The 18,359-nt window shown below is 37.0% G+C and carries 10 protein-coding genes; 6 read left to right on the top strand and 4 right to left on the bottom strand.

From position 1 onward, the window contains the following. Positions 1–204 precede the first annotated feature (204 nt). The 6 genes from H9N25_RS07310 to H9N25_RS07285 all read left to right on the top strand — a co-directional run bounded on the left by H9N25_RS07310 (position 205) and on the right by H9N25_RS07285 (position 12,082). The gene (locus H9N25_RS07310; protein WP_190328439.1) at positions 205–2,982 is read left to right on the top strand and encodes an outer membrane beta-barrel protein; all 2,778 of its coding nucleotides are present in this window, start codon (positions 205–207) and stop codon (positions 2,980–2,982) included. 6 nt (positions 2,983–2,988) lie between these two features. Continuing rightward, positions 2,989–3,750, top strand: a complete 762-nt coding sequence (locus H9N25_RS07305) for a GLPGLI family protein (protein ID WP_190328438.1) — start codon at positions 2,989–2,991, stop codon at positions 3,748–3,750. A gap of 162 nt (positions 3,751–3,912) precedes the next feature. Further along, positions 3,913–5,529, top strand: a complete 1,617-nt coding sequence (locus tag H9N25_RS07300) for a CTP synthase (protein ID WP_167294060.1) — start codon at positions 3,913–3,915, stop codon at positions 5,527–5,529. Positions 5,530–5,549: 20 nt separating this feature from the next. Continuing rightward, positions 5,550–7,355, top strand: a complete 1,806-nt coding sequence (gene yidC, locus H9N25_RS07295; protein WP_190328437.1) for a membrane protein insertase YidC — start codon at positions 5,550–5,552, stop codon at positions 7,353–7,355. A gap of 318 nt (positions 7,356–7,673) precedes the next feature. After that, positions 7,674–10,532 (top strand): S9 family peptidase, encoded by a 2,859-nt coding sequence (locus H9N25_RS07290; protein ID WP_190328436.1) that lies wholly within the window; start codon positions 7,674–7,676, stop codon positions 10,530–10,532. A gap of 278 nt (positions 10,533–10,810) precedes the next feature. Further along, entirely contained in the window at positions 10,811–12,082 is a 1,272-nt protein-coding gene (locus H9N25_RS07285; RefSeq protein ID WP_190328435.1) for a nucleoside recognition domain-containing protein, read from the top strand. Positions 12,083–12,341: 259 nt separating this feature from the next. Here the strand turns inward: H9N25_RS07285 and H9N25_RS07280 are convergent, their stop codons facing one another. The 4 genes from H9N25_RS07280 to H9N25_RS07265 form a co-directional block, all read right to left on the bottom strand. Next, positions 12,342–13,799: a RagB/SusD family nutrient uptake outer membrane protein gene (locus tag H9N25_RS07280; RefSeq protein ID WP_190328434.1), complete on the bottom strand. Its 1,458-nt coding sequence runs from the start codon at positions 13,797–13,799 to the stop codon at positions 12,342–12,344. Between the two features lie 17 nt (positions 13,800–13,816). After that, positions 13,817–16,987 carry a SusC/RagA family TonB-linked outer membrane protein gene (locus H9N25_RS07275; protein WP_190328433.1) on the bottom strand — a complete coding sequence of 1,057 codons (3,171 nt, stop codon included), beginning with the start codon at positions 16,985–16,987 and terminating at the stop codon, positions 13,817–13,819. A gap of 177 nt (positions 16,988–17,164) precedes the next feature. Beyond that, positions 17,165–17,353, bottom strand: a complete 189-nt coding sequence (locus H9N25_RS07270; protein ID WP_190328432.1) for a hypothetical protein — start codon at positions 17,351–17,353, stop codon at positions 17,165–17,167. A gap of 163 nt (positions 17,354–17,516) precedes the next feature. Further along, a complete protein-coding gene (locus H9N25_RS07265; RefSeq protein ID WP_190328431.1) occupies positions 17,517–17,957 on the bottom strand; it encodes a PaaI family thioesterase in 441 nt (146 codons plus the stop codon). Between the last annotated feature and the right edge of the window lie 402 nt (positions 17,958–18,359).

Here is an 18,359-nt window from a genome sequence, read left to right as displayed (position 1 = left end):
TCAATCTAAAATACTTTCATTAAACACATCATTGTACTTCTTCCTCCCGCCTCTTCTTTTTTAAGGATATATTCTGTACATCCAGCAGTATAGTCCTTTTTGAAAAAAATATTTTTGAATTATTTTTAATAACTAAATAAATAGTTGTAATTTCAGGCACTTAACCAAATACATTATTTTATTAACGCTTCTTCAACAACATACATGCTCAAACAACTTTTCTCGGCTCTTATTTTTTCATTGCTATTTTTCCCTGTCCTGGCGCAAAACGCAAGTATAAAAGGCGTTGTGGTAGATACCGTTGAGAAAACCAAATTACAAAACAGCACTATCCTGCTCATTAGGAGTAAAGATTCTATCTTAGTAAAAGATACCCGCGCAAAAGCTAATGGTGCATTTGAGCTATCGAATTTAAAAAAGGGCAATTACACCCTAGTGGTTACTTTTCCAAAAATGGCCGATTATATCAGAGATATCCAACTATCTGATTCATCAAAATTTAACCTCGGTCATATTGCGATGGACAGTAAAGCCACTCTTTTGAATGAAGTTGTAATTAAAGCCCAAAAACAAGCCATTAGTATAAAAGGCGATACCATTACCTACCAGGCAGATAGCTTTGCCGTTAAACCACATGCGAACCTCCAGGATTTGCTAAGACGTTTGCCTGGAGTTGAGGTTGATAAAGATGGTGCAATAAAAGCCGGAGGAAAAGATGTAAATACACTTTTGGTTGATGGTGAGGAATTTTTTGGCGACGACCCGCTTCTAGCTCAAAAATACCTGAAAGCCAATGCGGTTAGCGAAGTTCAGATTTACGATAAAAAAACAAAGACAGAAGAACTATCGGGCATTAAAGAGGGCGAAGCCAAGGAAAAGGTTATGAACATCAAGCTCAAGGAAAATGCCAAAAATGGTTACCTCAGCACGCTGGATGCCAATAGCGACCTTAAACACTATAAAAACATTGGCGGCATGGCAGGTATTTATAAGAACAAATTAAAAACCGCTGTATTTGGATCCAATTCCAACACCAATCAGGATTCGAAGGCAAGTGCTGCCATGAGCAAGCTAAAAGGCAATGATTATGATGTAATTGAAGTTGGCGATGATGGCAGTACCGTGATGATCAGTTATGGCGGCAGCCGTGATGAGGACGATTTTTCACCATCGAGCGGGCTACCTGACGTAACTGGATATGGGGCACATTTTTCTAACAAGTGGAACGAAAATAAAATCGGTTTAAAACTTAATTATAAAGGCAGTGACAGAGACATATTAGACCGCACAACATCGAAAAACCAGTCGCTACTGCCAAACGGAACAAATTTCTTTAGCGAAAGTAACTCAAACAGTGAAACCCGGAATACCGGACAGAGTTTAAAAGGAAGTGTTGATATTAAATTAGATTCACTTTCAACTTTGAAAATTTCATTTGCAGGCAGTAAACGTAAAAACAGTAGCCAATATATAAGTACAAATGAAACTAAAAATGGTGAGGGGATATTTGTAAATAATAGTAATCAATCTAATGATAACAATGGCGACAATAACCTATTTAACGGCAATATTAATTACTCCAAAAAATTCGTAAAAAAAGGAAGAACACTTTCCATTGATTTACAGCCTGAAACGAAAAATAGCACCAGCTTGGGCACCAGCTTAAGTGTAACCAATTATTATGATGGGAATGGCACAATCAATAGAACTGTTAATCAGAACTTTCTGAACGATAATTCGGGTAGTGAAAGTTCTCTTGGCACAAGAATAGCCTATACTGAACCACTGGGAAAACAATTTTCATTACAAACCGCCTATAGTTTTAAAACGGTAAGCTCAAATAGCCATAAATTAGTATTCGATAAATCATTGAACAACAAACGGGTTGATTCGCTAAGTAATAATTTCGATTTCAACAATTTTTCGAATATTGGCAAGGTGGTATTACAATATAGGGCAAAAAAATTCACCTTATCTGGCGGTGCAGAAGCCACACAAACCATTTTCGAACTTAATGATTTAGACCGTAACAATAAATTCAAAAGAGACTATTTAAACTGGGCACCGCAGAGCAACTTTAACTATAAACTTGGTAAAAGTACAAGCGTATCGTTAAACTATAACGGAAATACCCGACAGCCTAGCTTAGATCAACTTCAGCCTATAAGGCAAATAAACAATCCGCTTTACGAAATAAAAGGTAATCCAAACTTAAAACCATCGTTCAACAATAATTTTGGCTTTAATTTTAACATCTATCAGCAAAAATCGCAGATGTACGCCTATCTTTACGGAGGTTATAGCTTTACCAAAAATGCTGTTGTGAGTGTGAGAACGGTAGATGAGGTAAACAAAACCACTAGTAGTTATGTCAATTTAAATGGTAATAACAGTTTTTACGCAGGTGCGAGTTTTAATAAAAGTTTTAGCAAAGTCCATTTTAATGCAGGTTTAAATGCCAATTTTAATCATTCTACCTCGGTTTCTATTTTAAACAATAAACTGAATGAAAATGTAAACAATAGCATTAATATACGACCCCGATTTAGCTATTATGGCAATAAAGTTCAGGTACAGTATAATCCATCAATTACTTTTTCAAATAGTCAATCATCAATCGGTTCTATTAATAATGGCAAAAACTTTTATCACAACCATGATATTTCTGGCAATATAGAACTCCCTTATAATACCGAATTTAATACCTCCATATCATTATCGTACCAGCCTGCCAACGCTTCTTTTAGCAGGCCTGTAAACATTGCAATATGGAATGCTTATTTATCAAAAAAGATGCTTAAAGCGCAAGAATTAGAACTGAAAGTATCAATTTCTGATATTTTGGCCGAAAAAAATGGCTATAACCGTTATGTTGGCGGCAATAATATTAGCGAATACACCAATACCTTTATACCACGATATGTTCTAATCGGGCTTACCTATAATTTAACCGGAAATTTCATTAAACAAGACAAAAAATAACTGAAGATGAAACATTTAGGATTAACAATGATGCTGTTATTTGCAGTTACAATGATTAAAGCGCAAACTGTTTTCATCAAAAGTGCTAAAATAACTTTCGAAAAAAAGATCAATCAAAAGCAGCAATTGGCATCTAACACCTGGATATCAGACGATGCCAGGGATAAAATGAGCAAATACAGGATTTCCAATTGGGATTATAGTTTTAACGACAGTAGCTCCATTTACAAAATTAAACCGAAGGAAACCTTAAACGACAATAATTTCTTCTTTATTGCCGGTGAGAATACGAATGAACTGTATACAGACTTTAGCAAAAAAACAAGGGTAATCAGAAAACCAATAAGGGGTGAAGATTTTATTTTAAAAGACACTATCCCCTATCTCCATTGGAAAATTATGAATGATGTGCGCCAAATTGCAGGTTACGAATGCCGTAAAGCAACAGCCGTAATAAACGATTCTGTTACTGTAGTGGCCTTTTACACCGATGAAATTTTATTAAAAGGTGGTCCGGAGGGATTTACCGGTTTACCGGGAATGATATTGGGTTTGGCTATACCACGCTACAGCACTACCTGGTTTGCAACCAAGGTTGAAGCGAAGAATGTTCCGATCTTAGCCATCACGCCACCAGCAAAGGGAAAGAGAACCGATACGGAAAAAGATTTCAAGAAAATGCTCGACCTTTATACGCGTTACGATGATAAAAAGAATCCCAGAAAGATAGAAGATATTAAAAAAGAACTTTACACGCTGATACTTTAAACCAACATTTCTCCTTAAAATATTCAATATCAGAGATATAATACAATTAAAAAATATTCTGGCAAGTATCTAAACGAGCGATAATTTTTTGTACCTTTGTATCCCGTACAAAAACAATTAAACAGGTCTAAAAAGCTTGGTTAATTTCACAAATTATCAATCATGACAAAGTATATTTTTGTTACGGGCGGTGTAACTTCCTCTTTAGGTAAGGGCATCATTTCCGCATCTTTAGCTAAACTTTTACAGGCACGTGGCTACCGTGTAACCATTCAAAAATTCGATCCGTACATTAATATCGATCCAGGAACTTTAAACCCATACGAGCATGGCGAATGTTTTGTAACTGAAGATGGTGCTGAAACCGACTTGGATCTTGGTCATTATGAGCGTTTCCTTAACGTTCCAACTTCGCAGGCAAATAACATTACTACCGGCCGTATTTACCAAAACGTAATTAACAAAGAACGTAAAGGTGAATATTTAGGTAAAACAGTACAGGTTGTTCCACATATTACCGATGAGATTAAACGCAACATGCGTATTTTAGGTGATAGTGGTGAATACGATATTGTGATTACCGAACTTGGAGGAACAGTTGGCGATATTGAATCTTTACCATTTATCGAAGCTGTTCGTCAGTTTAAATGGGAAGAAGGTAGCACCAATGCTATTGTAATCCATTTAACCCTGGTTCCTTATTTAGCCGCTGCAGGTGAATTAAAAACCAAACCAACACAACACTCTGTTAAAGCTTTATTGGAATACGGAATACAACCAGATATTTTGGTTTGCCGTACCGAACACCACCTAAGCGCCGACTTAAGAAAAAAAATTGCATTATTTTGTAACGTTAACATCAATGCGGTAGTCGAATCGATGGATGCATCTACTATTTATGATGTGCCATTGTTGATGTTAAAAGAACAATTGGATAAAACTGTTTTATCGAAATTAAAACTGCCTACCAAAAACGATCCGGATATGGAAAGCTGGAAAGATTTCTTAGGCCGTTTAAAAAATCCTACGGCAGAAGTAAGAATTGGCTTGATTGGTAAATATGTAGAGTTGCCAGATGCTTATAAATCAATTATCGAATCTTTTGTACACGCAGGTTCGAAAAATGAATGTAAGGTTAAGGTAGAATATATCCACTCTGAAGGTATTTTCCCTGATAACGTAAAAGAGAAACTAGGCCATTTACAAGGTGTTTTAGTTGCACCAGGTTTTGGTAGCCGCGGTATTGAAGGTAAAATTGATGCCATAAAATACGTTCGCGAGAACAATGTTCCTTTCTTCGGAATCTGCCTGGGTATGCAATGTGCTGTTATCGAATTCGGACGTAACGTTTTAGGTTTAAAAGATGCACACACTACAGAAATTGAAGAAAATTCGGCAAATCCGGTAATCAATATGATGGAAGAGCAGAAAAAAATAACCAACAAAGGTGGAACAATGCGTTTGGGCTCTTATCCTTGCGATATTAAAAAAGGAACAAAAGCCTTTTCTATTTATGGCAAATCGCATATTAATGAACGCCACCGTCACCGTTACGAATTTAACAATGCTTATTTAAAGCAATACGAAGAGGCAGGAATGATTGCGTCGGGTATGAATCCACAAACCAATTTAGTTGAAATTGTGGAGCTTAAAAATCATCCATTTTTCGTTGGCGGACAGTTTCACCCAGAATTAAAATCAACAGTTGCTAATCCTCACCCACTTTTTGTTAAATTTGTCGCCGCTGCAATGGAGTTTGCGAAAAAGAAAACGAATTAAAAGCAGTATAAACATAAATAATGGATAGAAATACCTTCACAGGACTGTTCCTGATCATGATCATTTTGGCAGGATCATTCTACTTTTTGAAGCCAAATGAAGCTGAAGTAAAAAGAGAACAAGTAAGAATCGACTCTACTAAAAGAGCCGATTCGCTAAAAAAGATTGGCGTTAGTCCAAATCAAAAAGACACAACAAAAACTGCTGCCGTTGCTAACCCAGCGGTAGATTCTTTAGCCTTAAAAGGTCCTTTTGGTACCGCTATAACTGGTACAGAAGCTAATACGGTTCTGGAAAACGAGAAGTTATTAATCACTTTAAGTAATAAAGGCGGTAAAATTACATCAGTTGAAGTTAAAGGACAGAAAACTTTTACCGGTAAACCACTTATTTTATTTGATGGTAACGAGAATAAATTTGGCTTAAACCTAAATGCTGCCGGTAAAGTAATTAATACCAACGATTTATACTTTACACCAACAAAAACCGGGAATACGGTTACCATGCGTGCCAATTATGGTGCTAACGCATATGTAGAATATGTATACGATTTAAAAGCACTAAGTAACAAAGTAGCTTTCAACATCAATTTAGTTGGGTTACAGCAAGTAATTGCCGGTAATACCATTGGCTTAAACTGGCAAACTACTTTATTACAGCAAGAAAAATCGATTGAAAGCGAACACCGTTACTCTGCACCATACTATAAATATTTGGATGGTGATGTAAACCACTTAAGTGTTTCGAAAGATGAGAAAGAAGATTTATCGAAAGGTAAAATTCAATGGTTCTCTTTCAAACAACACTTTTTCTCAGCTTCTTTAATCTCAAAACAAGCTTTCGAAAAAGGAAGTTTAGAAGTTAAAATCCCAACAGCTCCTGGTCAGGTGAAGTTTTATGATGCCAATATGCAATTACCATATGCGCATACAGCGAACCAGGTTTATGAAATGGAATTCTACTTTGGAACCAACAAATTCTCTACCCTAAAAGCACAGGGTTATGATTTAGAACAGCAGGTTGATATGGGCTACTGGCCATTAAAATACATTAACCGTTTTATTGTATTACCTGTATTTAATTTCTTAAACAGCTTTGGCTGGAACTACGGTTTAATTATTCTGGTATTAACCATTTTACTAAAAGTTGCTTTATCGCCGCTTACCTACAAGTCATACCTATCAATGGCTAAAATGCGTGTGTTAAAACCGGAAATGGACGAAATTAAAGCTAAAGTAGGTGAAGATAATCCAACCTTGGTTCAACAGGAATATTTAAAATTATATAAGAAAGCCGGTGTAAACCCACTGGGTGGATGTTTGCCAATGGTATTACAGCTGCCTTTGGTAATGGCTTTCTTCTTTTTCTTCCCGAACTTGTTTGAGTTGCGCGGTGAGAGTTTCTTATGGATGAAAGATTTGTCTACTTATGATGAGTTTATCAAATTTGGCGTAAAAATCCCATTCATTGGCGACCACTTAAGTTTAATGTGTGTATTGATGACCATCTCTACCTTGATTATGACTTATTTCAACAACCAGGTTTCTGGAGCAACTGGTCAGATGAAATACATCGGTTATATTATGCCGATTATCTTCTTAGGGGTATTAAATAGCTATCCTGCCGGATTAAACTATTATTATTTCTTAGCCAACTTAATGACTTTCGGACAGCAGTTCTTAATCCGTAAAATGGTTGATGATGAGAAAATCCATGCGCTAATCCAGCAAAACAAAGCCAGACCAGCTGATGAGAAAAAGAAAAAATCTAAATTCCAGCAGCGTTTAGACGATTATATGCGTCAACAACAACAAGCTAAAAAATAATTTAGCCTTAATGATCTAAAAACCCTCGATTGCTTAAAGCGACCGAGGGTTTTTAGTTTTGACAGAAATTAACTGAAATGACTGCTTATTTGTGATCTGTGAGGACACAGACCACGGAGATGGATTAAGGACTCGACTTTACAAGAAAGTTGCTTAATCAGCACTATCTTAATGAATATTTGATCAAGTACAAAAACCATTTAGCAAATAATAAAAACACCTTTTAATTGTAATATTTGGCATACAAGTTTCCTAATAAGCTAAAAAAATCCAATTTTAGAAGATTAAATCTCAACCAACAAATTAATCAATTTAAAAATGCAAAAAAGACTAACTATTATTCTGTTTTTCATTGTCAGCTTTGCTTATGCACAAAAGAAACCTTTGGATCATTCGGTATATGATACTTGGGAATCAATAGGAACAAAGCAATTATCAAATAATGGTCAATGGGCCATGTACAGCATCTTACAGCAAGAAGGAGATACACAATTGTACCTTATCAATATTAAAACAAATGCGAAGATTAATATCCCAAGAGGGATGAACTCGCAGTTTAGTAACGATTCTAAGTTTGCAGCTTTTAATATCCGTCCATTAAATAAAGATTTACGTCAGGCTAAAATTAAAAAGAAAAAGCCAGATGAATTGCCAAAGGATTCATTGGGCATTGCCAACCTTACTACCAGTGCCGTTACAAAAGTGGCAAGGGTAAAATCTTTCAAATTTCCTGAAGAAGGTGCTGGTGTAATGGCCTATCTAACTGAAAAGCCAGATACAGCCAAGAAAACAGTAAAACCGGCTGAGAAAAAGGATGGTGAAATGGATTTTGCGGATGATGAACCTGCCGGAAAAGGTAAAACTGAAGAAGGAACCGATTTAGTGGTAAAAAACCTTTTAACAGGCACAGACAAAACCTATAAATTCGTTACCGATTATTATTTCAGTAAAGATGGCAAACAGTTGGTTTTTGCTTGCAGCGGGTCTAAAAAAGATAAAACAGCTCCACAAGGCGTATTCTTACTAAACACTGAAAAAGGCACACTAAAAACCCTTATAAAAGGCAAGGGAAGTTTTAAAAACTTCACTTTTGATGAGGAAAGTGAACATGTGGCTTTTGTGGGTGAGCAAAGTCCGGAGAAACAAGAAATAAAAGATTACAATATTTATTACAACTCTTTAACGCTTGATACGGCGCAGATATTGGTTGATTTTGATATGCCAGGGCTACCTGCAAAATGGTCAGTTAACGGCGATGGTAAAATAACCTTTAGTAAAGATGGTAAAAAATTATTTTTTGGCATCTCTCCTATTAAAAAACCAAAAGATACCACTATTGTAGATTTTGAAGTGGCTAAAGTTGATGTTTGGAATTACAAAGACGATTACTTGCAACCTATGCAGCTTAAAAATGCTGATAGAGACAGTAAGAAAAGTTATTTATCGGTTATTGACGTTTATAGCAGTGATCCAAAAGTAATTCCGCTAACAGATTTAAAACTACCTGATGCAAACATCATAGCCGAAGGTGATGCAGAGCAGGTTTTGGCTTCTACTGATTATGGTCGTAGGATCGAATCGCAATGGAGCGGTTCTACCACAAAAGATTACTATTTGGTTAATACAAAGACTGGTCAGAAAAAGAAAATTATCGACAACCTGAATGGTTATGCAATGGCTTCTCCGGCAGGAAATTATGTTCTATATTTCGATCGAAAATCAGGCAGTTGGAACACTTATCATATAGCTACAGCAAAGGTTACCGTTTTAACAGCAGGTTTAAGCGAAAAATTTGTTGACGAGGAGAATGATGTTCCAGACTTACCTTCTGCTTATGGCTTAGCTACCTGGACCGAAGGGGATAAAGCCGTTCTAATTAACGATAGATATGATATCTGGTCGTTCTCACCAGATGGGAAATCGGCACCAAAAAATATTACTGCTGGCTTTGGAAGAGCTAACAACATTACTTTCCGTTATGAAAGAGTACAACAGGATAACAGGTTTGAGCGCAATGCGGACAGCAAATTTGTAAAAGCGAATGAAACAGTTTGGTTAGATGGTTTTAACAATTTAACTAAAGAAAATGGTTTTTATCGCACCAATGTAGGTTCGGCTAAGGCACCTGAGTTAGTCGTAATGGCTAAAGTTAAATACTCCAACCTGGTAAAAGCTAAAGACGCTGATGTTTACATTTACGATAAAGCCAACTATGTAGAATCGCCAAATGTTTATATCACTACCGATTTTAAAACTGAAACTAAATTAAGCAATACCAACCCTCAGCAAAAAAACTACAATTGGGGTACGGCCGAGTTGGTAAAATGGACTACACCAAAAGGTTACAAAGCCGAAGGTATTTTGTACAAGCCAGAAAATTTCGATCCAAATAAGAAGTATCCAATGATTGCTTATTTCTATGAAAAACTAACGGATGGTTTATATACCTATCAAGCGCCAGCTCCTACTCCGTCGCGCTTAAATATTTCTTATTTTGTGAGTAACGGATATTTGGTTTTTGCACCAGATATTAGCTACGAAATAGGTCACCCAGGTAAGTCTGCTGTTGAATTTATAAATTCAGGTGTAGAAAGCCTTAAGAAAAATAGTTGGGTTGATGGTAGCAAAATCGGTATCCAGGGGCAAAGCTGGGGTGGTTATCAAGTAGCATACCTCATTACACAAAATAATATGTATGCTGCCGCTTGGGCCGGCGCACCTGTAGCCAACATGACTTCTGCATATGGCGGTATCCGTTGGGAAACTGGTATGAACCGTCAATTCCAGTACGAAAAAACACAGAGCCGTATCGGCGCAACACTTTGGGAAAAACCGGAATTATATATCGAGAACTCACCATTATTTATGTTCCCGAAAGTAAATACTCCTGTTGTGGTGATGGCTAATGACGCAGACGGCGCTGTGCCTTGGTATCAGGGTATTGAAATGTTTACCGCGCTGCGTCGTTTAGGTAAACCCGTTTGGATGCTGAACTATAACGGTGAAGCACATAACTTGGTTCAACGCCAGAACCGTAAGGATATTCAAATCCGCGAACAACAGTTTTTTGATTATTATTTAAAAGGTGCAAAGGCGCCAGTCTGGATGACAAGCGGAGTACCTGCAACTGAAAAAGGAAAAACCTGGGGTTTTGAACTAACAGATGATAAACCTTAGTTAGTCCGAAGTCGGGAGTCCGGAGTCAGAAGTCCATGGTTGATAGTATATCTGTTGATCATGGACTTTTTGGGTTGATAGTTAATTGCTCATGGTCAAAAATCCATAAGCTATCAGCCTATCAACTATTTGGCCATAAACCATGAACCGAAAAGATGTATTATTTGATATTCACAGACCTTAATCGGACTAAAGACTGCTGACTCCGGACTCCCCTCTATGAACTTTCGACTAAAAAAGGTATTTTAACCCATTCAAAATAAAACTAAACAACCCTAATGGCATTAAGCAGAATATGGTCAGCATTTATTATCGTAGCTATTGTAGTAGCCAGTATTAAATGTTTCTTTTTCGGACATAGTGATATTTTTAACTGGATGGTAATCGGGAAATCATCCGATCCATTGAACCCTTTAAAATTAGATGGCATTATCGAAACCTGCTGGATTGCGGTTGACCTATGTATTAAATTAATCGGGACACTGGCTTTATTTATGGGCTTAATGAGCATCGCCGAAAAAGCGGGCGGTATCCGTTTATTGTCCAGAATTATTGGCCCTTTTTTTTCGAAACTTTTCCCGGAAATCCCTAAAGGACACCCATCTATGGGCCACATGATTATGAATTTTTCTGCCAATTTATTAGGTTTAGATAATGCAGCCACTCCTTTTGGTATAAAAGCAATGGAAAGCCTGCAAGAACTAAATCCAAATAAGGATGTTGCCAGCAATTCGCAGATTATGTTTTTATGTTTGCATGCCGCAGGTTTATGTTTAATTCCCGTTAGTGTAATCGCCATCAGGTCAACTCAAAATGCGCAAGACCCCACCGATATTTTCATTCCTTGTTTAATTGTAACCTTTGTGGGTACCATGGCCGCCATGTTTATTGTATCCTTTAAACAAAAGATAAACTTACTTCAACCTGTTATTATTACCTGGGTACTCAGTATTTCGGCTGTAGTGGGTTTATTGGTTTGGTATGTAAGCAAATTAAATGCAGACAGTATAAAATCGTTTTCTGGATTATTAAGCGGCGGGATAATTTTGCTGATCTTTTTATTGATTGTATTGGGTGCACTATATAAAAAAATAGATGTTTTTGATGCGTTTATTGACGGAGCCAAAGGTGGATTTGAAACTGCGCTGAAAATTATTCCTTATCTGGTTGGGATTTTAGTTGCCGTAAGCATGCTGAGAACCAGCGGAACTTTTGATGTTATAATGAGCGGGATTAAAAACGTGTTTGTTTTTTTTGGAGCCGACACCAAATTTGTTGATGCATTACCCACAGCTTTAATCAGGCCTTTAAGCGGTGGTGCTGCACGCGGAATGATGGTAAGCACTATGATTTCCAGCGGACCAGATTCATTTGCCAGTAAATTATCGGGTGTTTTTCAGGGTGCTTCCGATACCACTTTTTATGTAGTAGCGGTTTACTTTGGTTCTGTTGGAATAAAAAATACACGTTATGCCATCGGTTCGATGTTATTGGCTGATTTAGTTGGAGTTTGTACAGCCATAGCGCTTAGTTATATGTTTTTTGCGTAAAGTGGTTCATTAGTCATTGATTTATTGATCATAAGTGCATTAAGCTTCTTTCATTGTCGAGAGGAGAATACCAGGAAGCAATCTATTTGATAGCAATTGGGTATCAGCTTATTGAATTCTGATTCGGTTCCAAATCACTCACTCCTCTCCTTTTAAAGATTCTTCATTGCATCCAGCATGACAAAAAGAAAGAGTTGAGCAGATAAAAAAACCTGTCAGAAATTAATCTAACAGGGTTTCTCATTAAATAACCTAATAATTAATAACCAGGGTTCTGTTGCGCCTTTATTCCTGGATTCGCATTTATTTCTGTTTGTGGAATCGGAAGAAGTGTTTTATTAAAGGTTCTGTCAATTGTTTTTGGGCGGGTACTAATCGTTAACCCACCAAATTCATCATTGTACGTAATTGATTTATTGGTCCGTATCAAATCAAAGAAACGATGGCCTTCACCATATAACTCTTTGCTTTTTTCATCTAAAATCATATCAAGAGTAACTGTAGCTGGTGTAGCCAGTACTGAAGAAGGATTTCTTTGACGTATTGCATTTAAATAATTAGCTGCCTTTGTTGTGTTTGAAGAAAGGGCGGCCTCTGCTGCAATTAAATAAACTTCAGATAAACGGATTAGTTTAATGTTAACCGCTGTATTATTCGCTGTGCTTTTATCGCCGGCAAGGGTTGTGCTACCACTGTATTTATACAAGGCACCTAATCTTATAGCCGAACTTTCATCCCTGCCCATTATTCCGCGACGTATATCACTAGATCCTTGATTTAGACGCGTTAAAAAGTCGGTGCTGGAATAGAAAAAACCTAACGCTGCTGTAGTACCCACACCTTTGTTTCGTTGGTAAACACCTAATGAAGCTGCTCCAAGATCATTCTCCAGTGGATTAACACCCAATTCAAAGATAGATTCCGATCCATACTGACTTTTCCATGAATCGACCCAATTCGCATTAGTATACAAAGTATATAAAGCAGAGGCTCCGATAACTTCTTCTGCTGCTAAAAGTGAATTCGGCATATCGTTCATATACAAGTATACTCTAGCTTGGATCGCTTTATTAGCATAATAGTTAATGTAACCATTAGTTTTTGTTTTTGGCAACAACGGTGCAGCATCATTTAAATCCTTAATAATCTGACTGTATACCTGTTCGACTGTTGAACGCAAAGGTTGTGCCTCGTAGCCCTGTCTGGTTAATATTAAAGGGACTCCAAAAGCTTGTTTGTTATCCGTATAAGCTTTTCCATACAACCTAACCAAATCAAAATACATTAATGCCCTAGCGGTTAAAGCCTGCCCTTTGTACGAACCGAAACCAGTTGTTCCTAAAGCCTCTTGCTTCGCTATTTCTTCCAATAGGTAATTGGTTTGTAATACGCAAAAGTAAATTTGCGACCAATAGCCAGAAAAACTATTAGTATTGGCGTTTTGATTATAATTATATAAAGCATCTAAACCACGACCTTGGGAATAAACAGTCATATCCCCACCTTTAACATCGCCGTACAGGAAAAAATTTCTTCCATAATAAGAGGCATCTGTCATCTGATTCATTATACCATTAATTACTATCTGTGCGTCTCTTGGTGTTTTAATGGCCTTATTCGAATCTGCCGAATTACTCGGCGTCATATCTAAAAACTTTTTACATGATAATATGCTTAACATGAAGATACTGATCAGTAGTATATTTATTCTTTTCATATTTTGAATCTCCTATATTAAAAACTAACTTCTAAACCAAAAGTGTAGGTCTTTCCGAATGGGGTTTCCCAACCTCTGGTACCGTAATTTCCTACCTCAGGATCTGCTTCTTTGTATTTGGAAAATGTAAGCAGGTTTGAGCCATTAAAATATGCTCTGATATTTGAAGCGCCAAGTTTAGATGTTATCTTTTCTGGAAAGCGATAAGCAAATAAGACGTTTTTCAAGCGTAAAAAACTGGCGCTATGTAACTGACGCGAACTGTATTGCATGGCATCAGTAAGATCATTACCATCAAGTTTTGGTTGTGTACCTGAAGTATTTTGAGGGGTCCACATATTATCATAATAGCTTTGTGCCCTAATCCTCTCCCAATAGTAACCGTCATCTGCAACATCTTTATAAGCTCCATCATAAATTTGTCCACCCAATTTATAGATAAAATTTAAGCCTAAACTAAATCCTTTATATTCTACATCAGTATTAATTCCACCAAAAACATCAGGATTACCGTCACCAATCACTACCCTATTCGCATCATTATAATTATAAGTCGCTGGTCTGCCATTAAAATCAAAACTGCCCGTAGCAGGGGTATTACCATTTAAGTACCAAACATTTTTACCATTTGCGGGATTTACACCAGCCCACTCAAAACCATAAAAACTAAGCATTGATAAACCTTCACTATAAAGAAACTGTGCCCGTGCATCTCCACCTGTAGGGTCGTTCCATATAATATCATTTCCACGTGCTGTTCCTTCGGGCTTATACAATTTGGTTACTTTTGATCTTGTAAAGGATCCATTAAGGCCTAAATCCCATTTAAATCCATTCTTATTAATCAAATTAGCGTTCAGATCGAATTCAATACCCCTGTTATTAATTTCTCCGATATTTCTCAGCGTTGAACTAAAACCTGTGGTCATTGATACAGGAACACCCAATAACAGATTTTTGGTATCTCTGTTAAAAAACTCAACTGTACCCGTAATTCTTTTAAATAGACCAAACTCTAATGCTACGTTTGTGGAATAACTATTTTCCCAGGTTAACAAAGGATTAGAAAGCGAAGCATACAATGCAGCAGGCTGGCCTAAGTATTTATTAGAAAATGATGTCAGCTCACGCCAGTCGTAGTTGTTTGAAGGCAAAGTACCGTTGGTACCGTATGATCCCCTTAATCTTAAGTTATCAAGAAATGATACCTCTTTTAAAAAATCTTCACTATTTATTTTCCATGAGGCACCAACCGACCAAAATGTGCCCCATCTATTAATATCACCCAATCTTGATGATCCATCTCTTCGCAAAGAGGTAGTAATAAAGTATTTTTGATTAAAATTATATTCCAAACGCGAAAGGCCGGAAACAATGGAATTACCCCAATTATACGCTGAAGATGAGGTAGTACCGGCAGTTGAAACACTTTGTAACTCACTACTACCCAAATCAACACCAGTAGCCCTTTGAAAATCGATCACATTTTTTTCAGCTTCAAAACCAGCCAATAAACTGATAGAATGTAATCCAAATTGTTTACTGTAGTTCACTGTGCTAGAAGAAACCATTTTATTGTAGTTGGTTGTAATTTCATTTACACTTCCATTATTGGTTAGGCCATTAAAATGAAGCGCACTATAATAAATATGATCACCAACCTGAGAATTATCATAAGAAAATACAGACTTCAAAATTAACTCTGGTAATATATTCAGCTGAACATAAGGATTGGCTACAAATCTTTTTGTAACTGATTTATTATCCCACTGATTATCATAATAGATATTATTCTGTGCTAAACTTCCATATCTGGCAGTAAATGGCAGACCCGTTTTATAATCAGTTGGCCAGTAAAGTGGCCACAGCAAGTTTCTCGTTTGGAAGTAGCTGTTAGCACCTGTATTTCTGGTATCATTATAACCGCTCTGTGCAGATCTGGTAATACTTACATTAGAACCAATTTCTACATATCTGCCTACTTTCTGACTTAAGTTAATCCTTCCAGAATAGCGATCAAAATCGTTTACTTTAATCCGGCTTTGGTCTCTAGTGTACGAAAAGGAAGAATAATACTTTGTTTTTTCATCGCCACCACTTACTGCCAGATCATTAGTTTGGTATTTTGCCGTTCTAAATAGCGCATCATCCCAATCAAAATACTTCCCTTCTCGATTTTCTATCCCGTCTGTCATGCCCAGAATATTTACATTAGCATTTAAACCCGTTCCATCAGTAGTAAAGCGATAACCATGTCTGTTAAACTTGTTATTTAGTTGAGATAAAGCATAGGTATTTCCCGCAGCCTCACTCTGTCCTGCTGAAGTACGTACATCGTGAAAAATACGATATAACATATTTACCTGTTCTTGTACGCCAGCTGTTTCATAATTATCGGTTGCCCAGGCTGGTGTTAAACCCAAAGATGTTCTGAACTCAATTTTAGGTTTACCCAATTTTCCATGTTTTGTATTGATTAACACGACCCCATTAGCCGCCCGCGAACCATATAAGGAGGATGCAGCGGCATCTTTCAATATGGTAATACTCTCAATATCAGCCGGATTAATCGTATTCATAATATTATTGGTCGCCTGGGTATAATCACTCCCCTGTCCAATATTTCCTGAAACAACCGGAACACCATCTACAACATATAATGGATCGTTAGATGCATTTATAGAGCCAATGCCCCTTATACGTATGCTAGGTGTTGATCCAGCCTGTCCAGAAGATGCGGTAACCTGCACGCCAGCTGCCCTGCCAGTTAAAGCATTTTGAAAAGAAGTAGAGGGGGCATCTTTTATTTTATCTTGATCAATTACAGCTGCAGAACCTGTATAGCTACCACGTTTGGCAGTACCATAAGCTACGACCATTACCTCATCAAGCTTATTTTCATCATTGGATAAAATAATATCCACCTGCGTACGTCCACCAACAAGCACTTCTCTTGTAACAAAGCCTATTGATTTAAATATCAGCGTAGCATTATTTGATGGAATGACAATACTGTAAGTGCCATCCCCACCTGTTGAGGCTCCAGTTGTACTGCCCTTAATCAGTACACTTACGCCCGGAATACCAACGTTGTTTCCGTCGGTTACTTTGCCTTTTACTGTCGTTTGGGCATACGAAACCACGTAACAAGTTAAAATCCCTAATAGTATTAGTAATTTTTTGTTCATAATGAAAGTTTTAGGTTAACCGATTTGTTAAGTTGTTGTTAAAATACACAATTTAACGCACCAAAACCCATTATGAACTTCGTTTTAGAGGTGTTGTTAAATAAAAAAAGAGAAAATACCGCATAAAACAGCAAAATCCTGCAACTTAGTGACAGAATTTATGCTGCAACATTTTTATTACTTAATATTAGTAAGACGCTTGGGTATAGATATCCTGTTAATGATTTCATCAATAGCATCAGGATCAATTGCTACGTTCTTGGAAGCGCACCATTTTTCTGTTTTGTTATCTAACCAGATACAGAAAGAGTGATAACCATCTAAAACAACGGCGTAAGTTTCGTGAAAATCATCTTGAATACGCATGCAAAATCCCTTAAAAATTTTGCCTCTCACGATGAATTGCAGGGTGGAATAATTTTCTAACATGGCTCATTATATTTTAGGTTAATTTACAACAAATTATAAATGAGAATGTTTCGTTAATTTAAAGGAATTAACAATTAATTCTTAAGCTAGCAGAAAAGGCTTAACCTATGTTTAACATGTTTGAGTAGCCTTTAGCTATTAAACGATTTTTTGAAGGTAAAAATATCTCACATTGCAGATTTAATATCGTGCGTCCTCTTTTTACAATTGCTGTTTCTGCAATAACTTCGTCGCCTTCGCTTGCTGGGGCAAAATAATCGATATAATTATTTACAGTGGTGTACCGTTCGTTTAATCCCATCGTAAAAACAGTTGCACCAATTAAATCATCAATAATACCAGCCGTTACGCCGCCATGTAAAATCTGATAAGGGTTGGTCATTTCTTTACGGATAGTATACTGGCAAACCAATATACCGTAATCTGCTTTGATTAAAACCGGGGCCAGCCAATTCATAAAATTAGAAGGCGAAGCGGTAATTACCTTGCCCATTGATTGCCTTAAAAAAGTTAAACGCTGTTCGCTTAAAGAGGGTTCCATTAATGTAAATGTTTAATGTATGATGATGGAAGTAAAAGTAGGAAAAATGAGGAACAGTCTATAGAATGGAAGGTTAATAAGCTGAAATGATTATTATTTGGGTTAACACTAAAATATTTTTCACATTTGGAGCGCAAGGCTTGTACTAAGCATAAAGTTTCGTCCCGTTTTCCGCTTATACGCTTCGCTTCCTCGTACCTCGTTGCTGCAGGGTAACGCTGCAACCGCGGCTAATTGGCTTAGGCAATATTTCATTGTGGGGTTTGCGGGGTGCACAAACTCTTGTTTCTAAACCCGATCAAGCGGAATAGCCCGGAGCGCAGCGAGGACTATAAGCGATAGCGGGGCTGTAATTGCCAAGAACCACAAACCGCTCATTTCCCAATAACCTGAATTCAATTA

The sequence above is a fragment of the Pedobacter riviphilus genome (assembly GCF_014692875.1).
Taxonomy (GTDB): Bacteria; Bacteroidota; Bacteroidia; order Sphingobacteriales; family Sphingobacteriaceae; genus Pedobacter; species Pedobacter riviphilus.
This window is presented reverse-complemented; position numbering and strand designations above follow the sequence as displayed.

What these genes read in the sequence shown, in the direction of transcription:
- H9N25_RS07265 (WP_190328431.1), bottom strand. Translation starts at nt 17,957, where the DNA reads ATGGAACCCTCTTTAAGCGAACAGCGTTTAACTTTTTTAAGGCAATCA.
- H9N25_RS07280 (WP_190328434.1), bottom strand. Translation starts at nt 13,799, where the DNA reads ATGAAAAGAATAAATATACTACTGATCAGTATCTTCATGTTAAGCATA.
- H9N25_RS07300 (WP_167294060.1), top strand. Translation starts at nt 3,913, where the DNA reads ATGACAAAGTATATTTTTGTTACGGGCGGTGTAACTTCCTCTTTAGGT.
- H9N25_RS07310 (WP_190328439.1), top strand. Translation starts at nt 205, where the DNA reads ATGCTCAAACAACTTTTCTCGGCTCTTATTTTTTCATTGCTATTTTTC.
- H9N25_RS07285 (WP_190328435.1), top strand. Translation starts at nt 10,811, where the DNA reads ATGGCATTAAGCAGAATATGGTCAGCATTTATTATCGTAGCTATTGTA.
- H9N25_RS07290 (WP_190328436.1), top strand. Translation starts at nt 7,674, where the DNA reads ATGCAAAAAAGACTAACTATTATTCTGTTTTTCATTGTCAGCTTTGCT.
- H9N25_RS07275 (WP_190328433.1), bottom strand. Translation starts at nt 16,987, where the DNA reads ATGAACAAAAAATTACTAATACTATTAGGGATTTTAACTTGTTACGTG.
- yidC (WP_190328437.1), top strand. Translation starts at nt 5,550, where the DNA reads ATGGATAGAAATACCTTCACAGGACTGTTCCTGATCATGATCATTTTG.
- H9N25_RS07305 (WP_190328438.1), top strand. Translation starts at nt 2,989, where the DNA reads ATGAAACATTTAGGATTAACAATGATGCTGTTATTTGCAGTTACAATG.
- H9N25_RS07270 (WP_190328432.1), bottom strand. Translation starts at nt 17,353, where the DNA reads ATGCGTATTCAAGATGATTTTCACGAAACTTACGCCGTTGTTTTAGAT.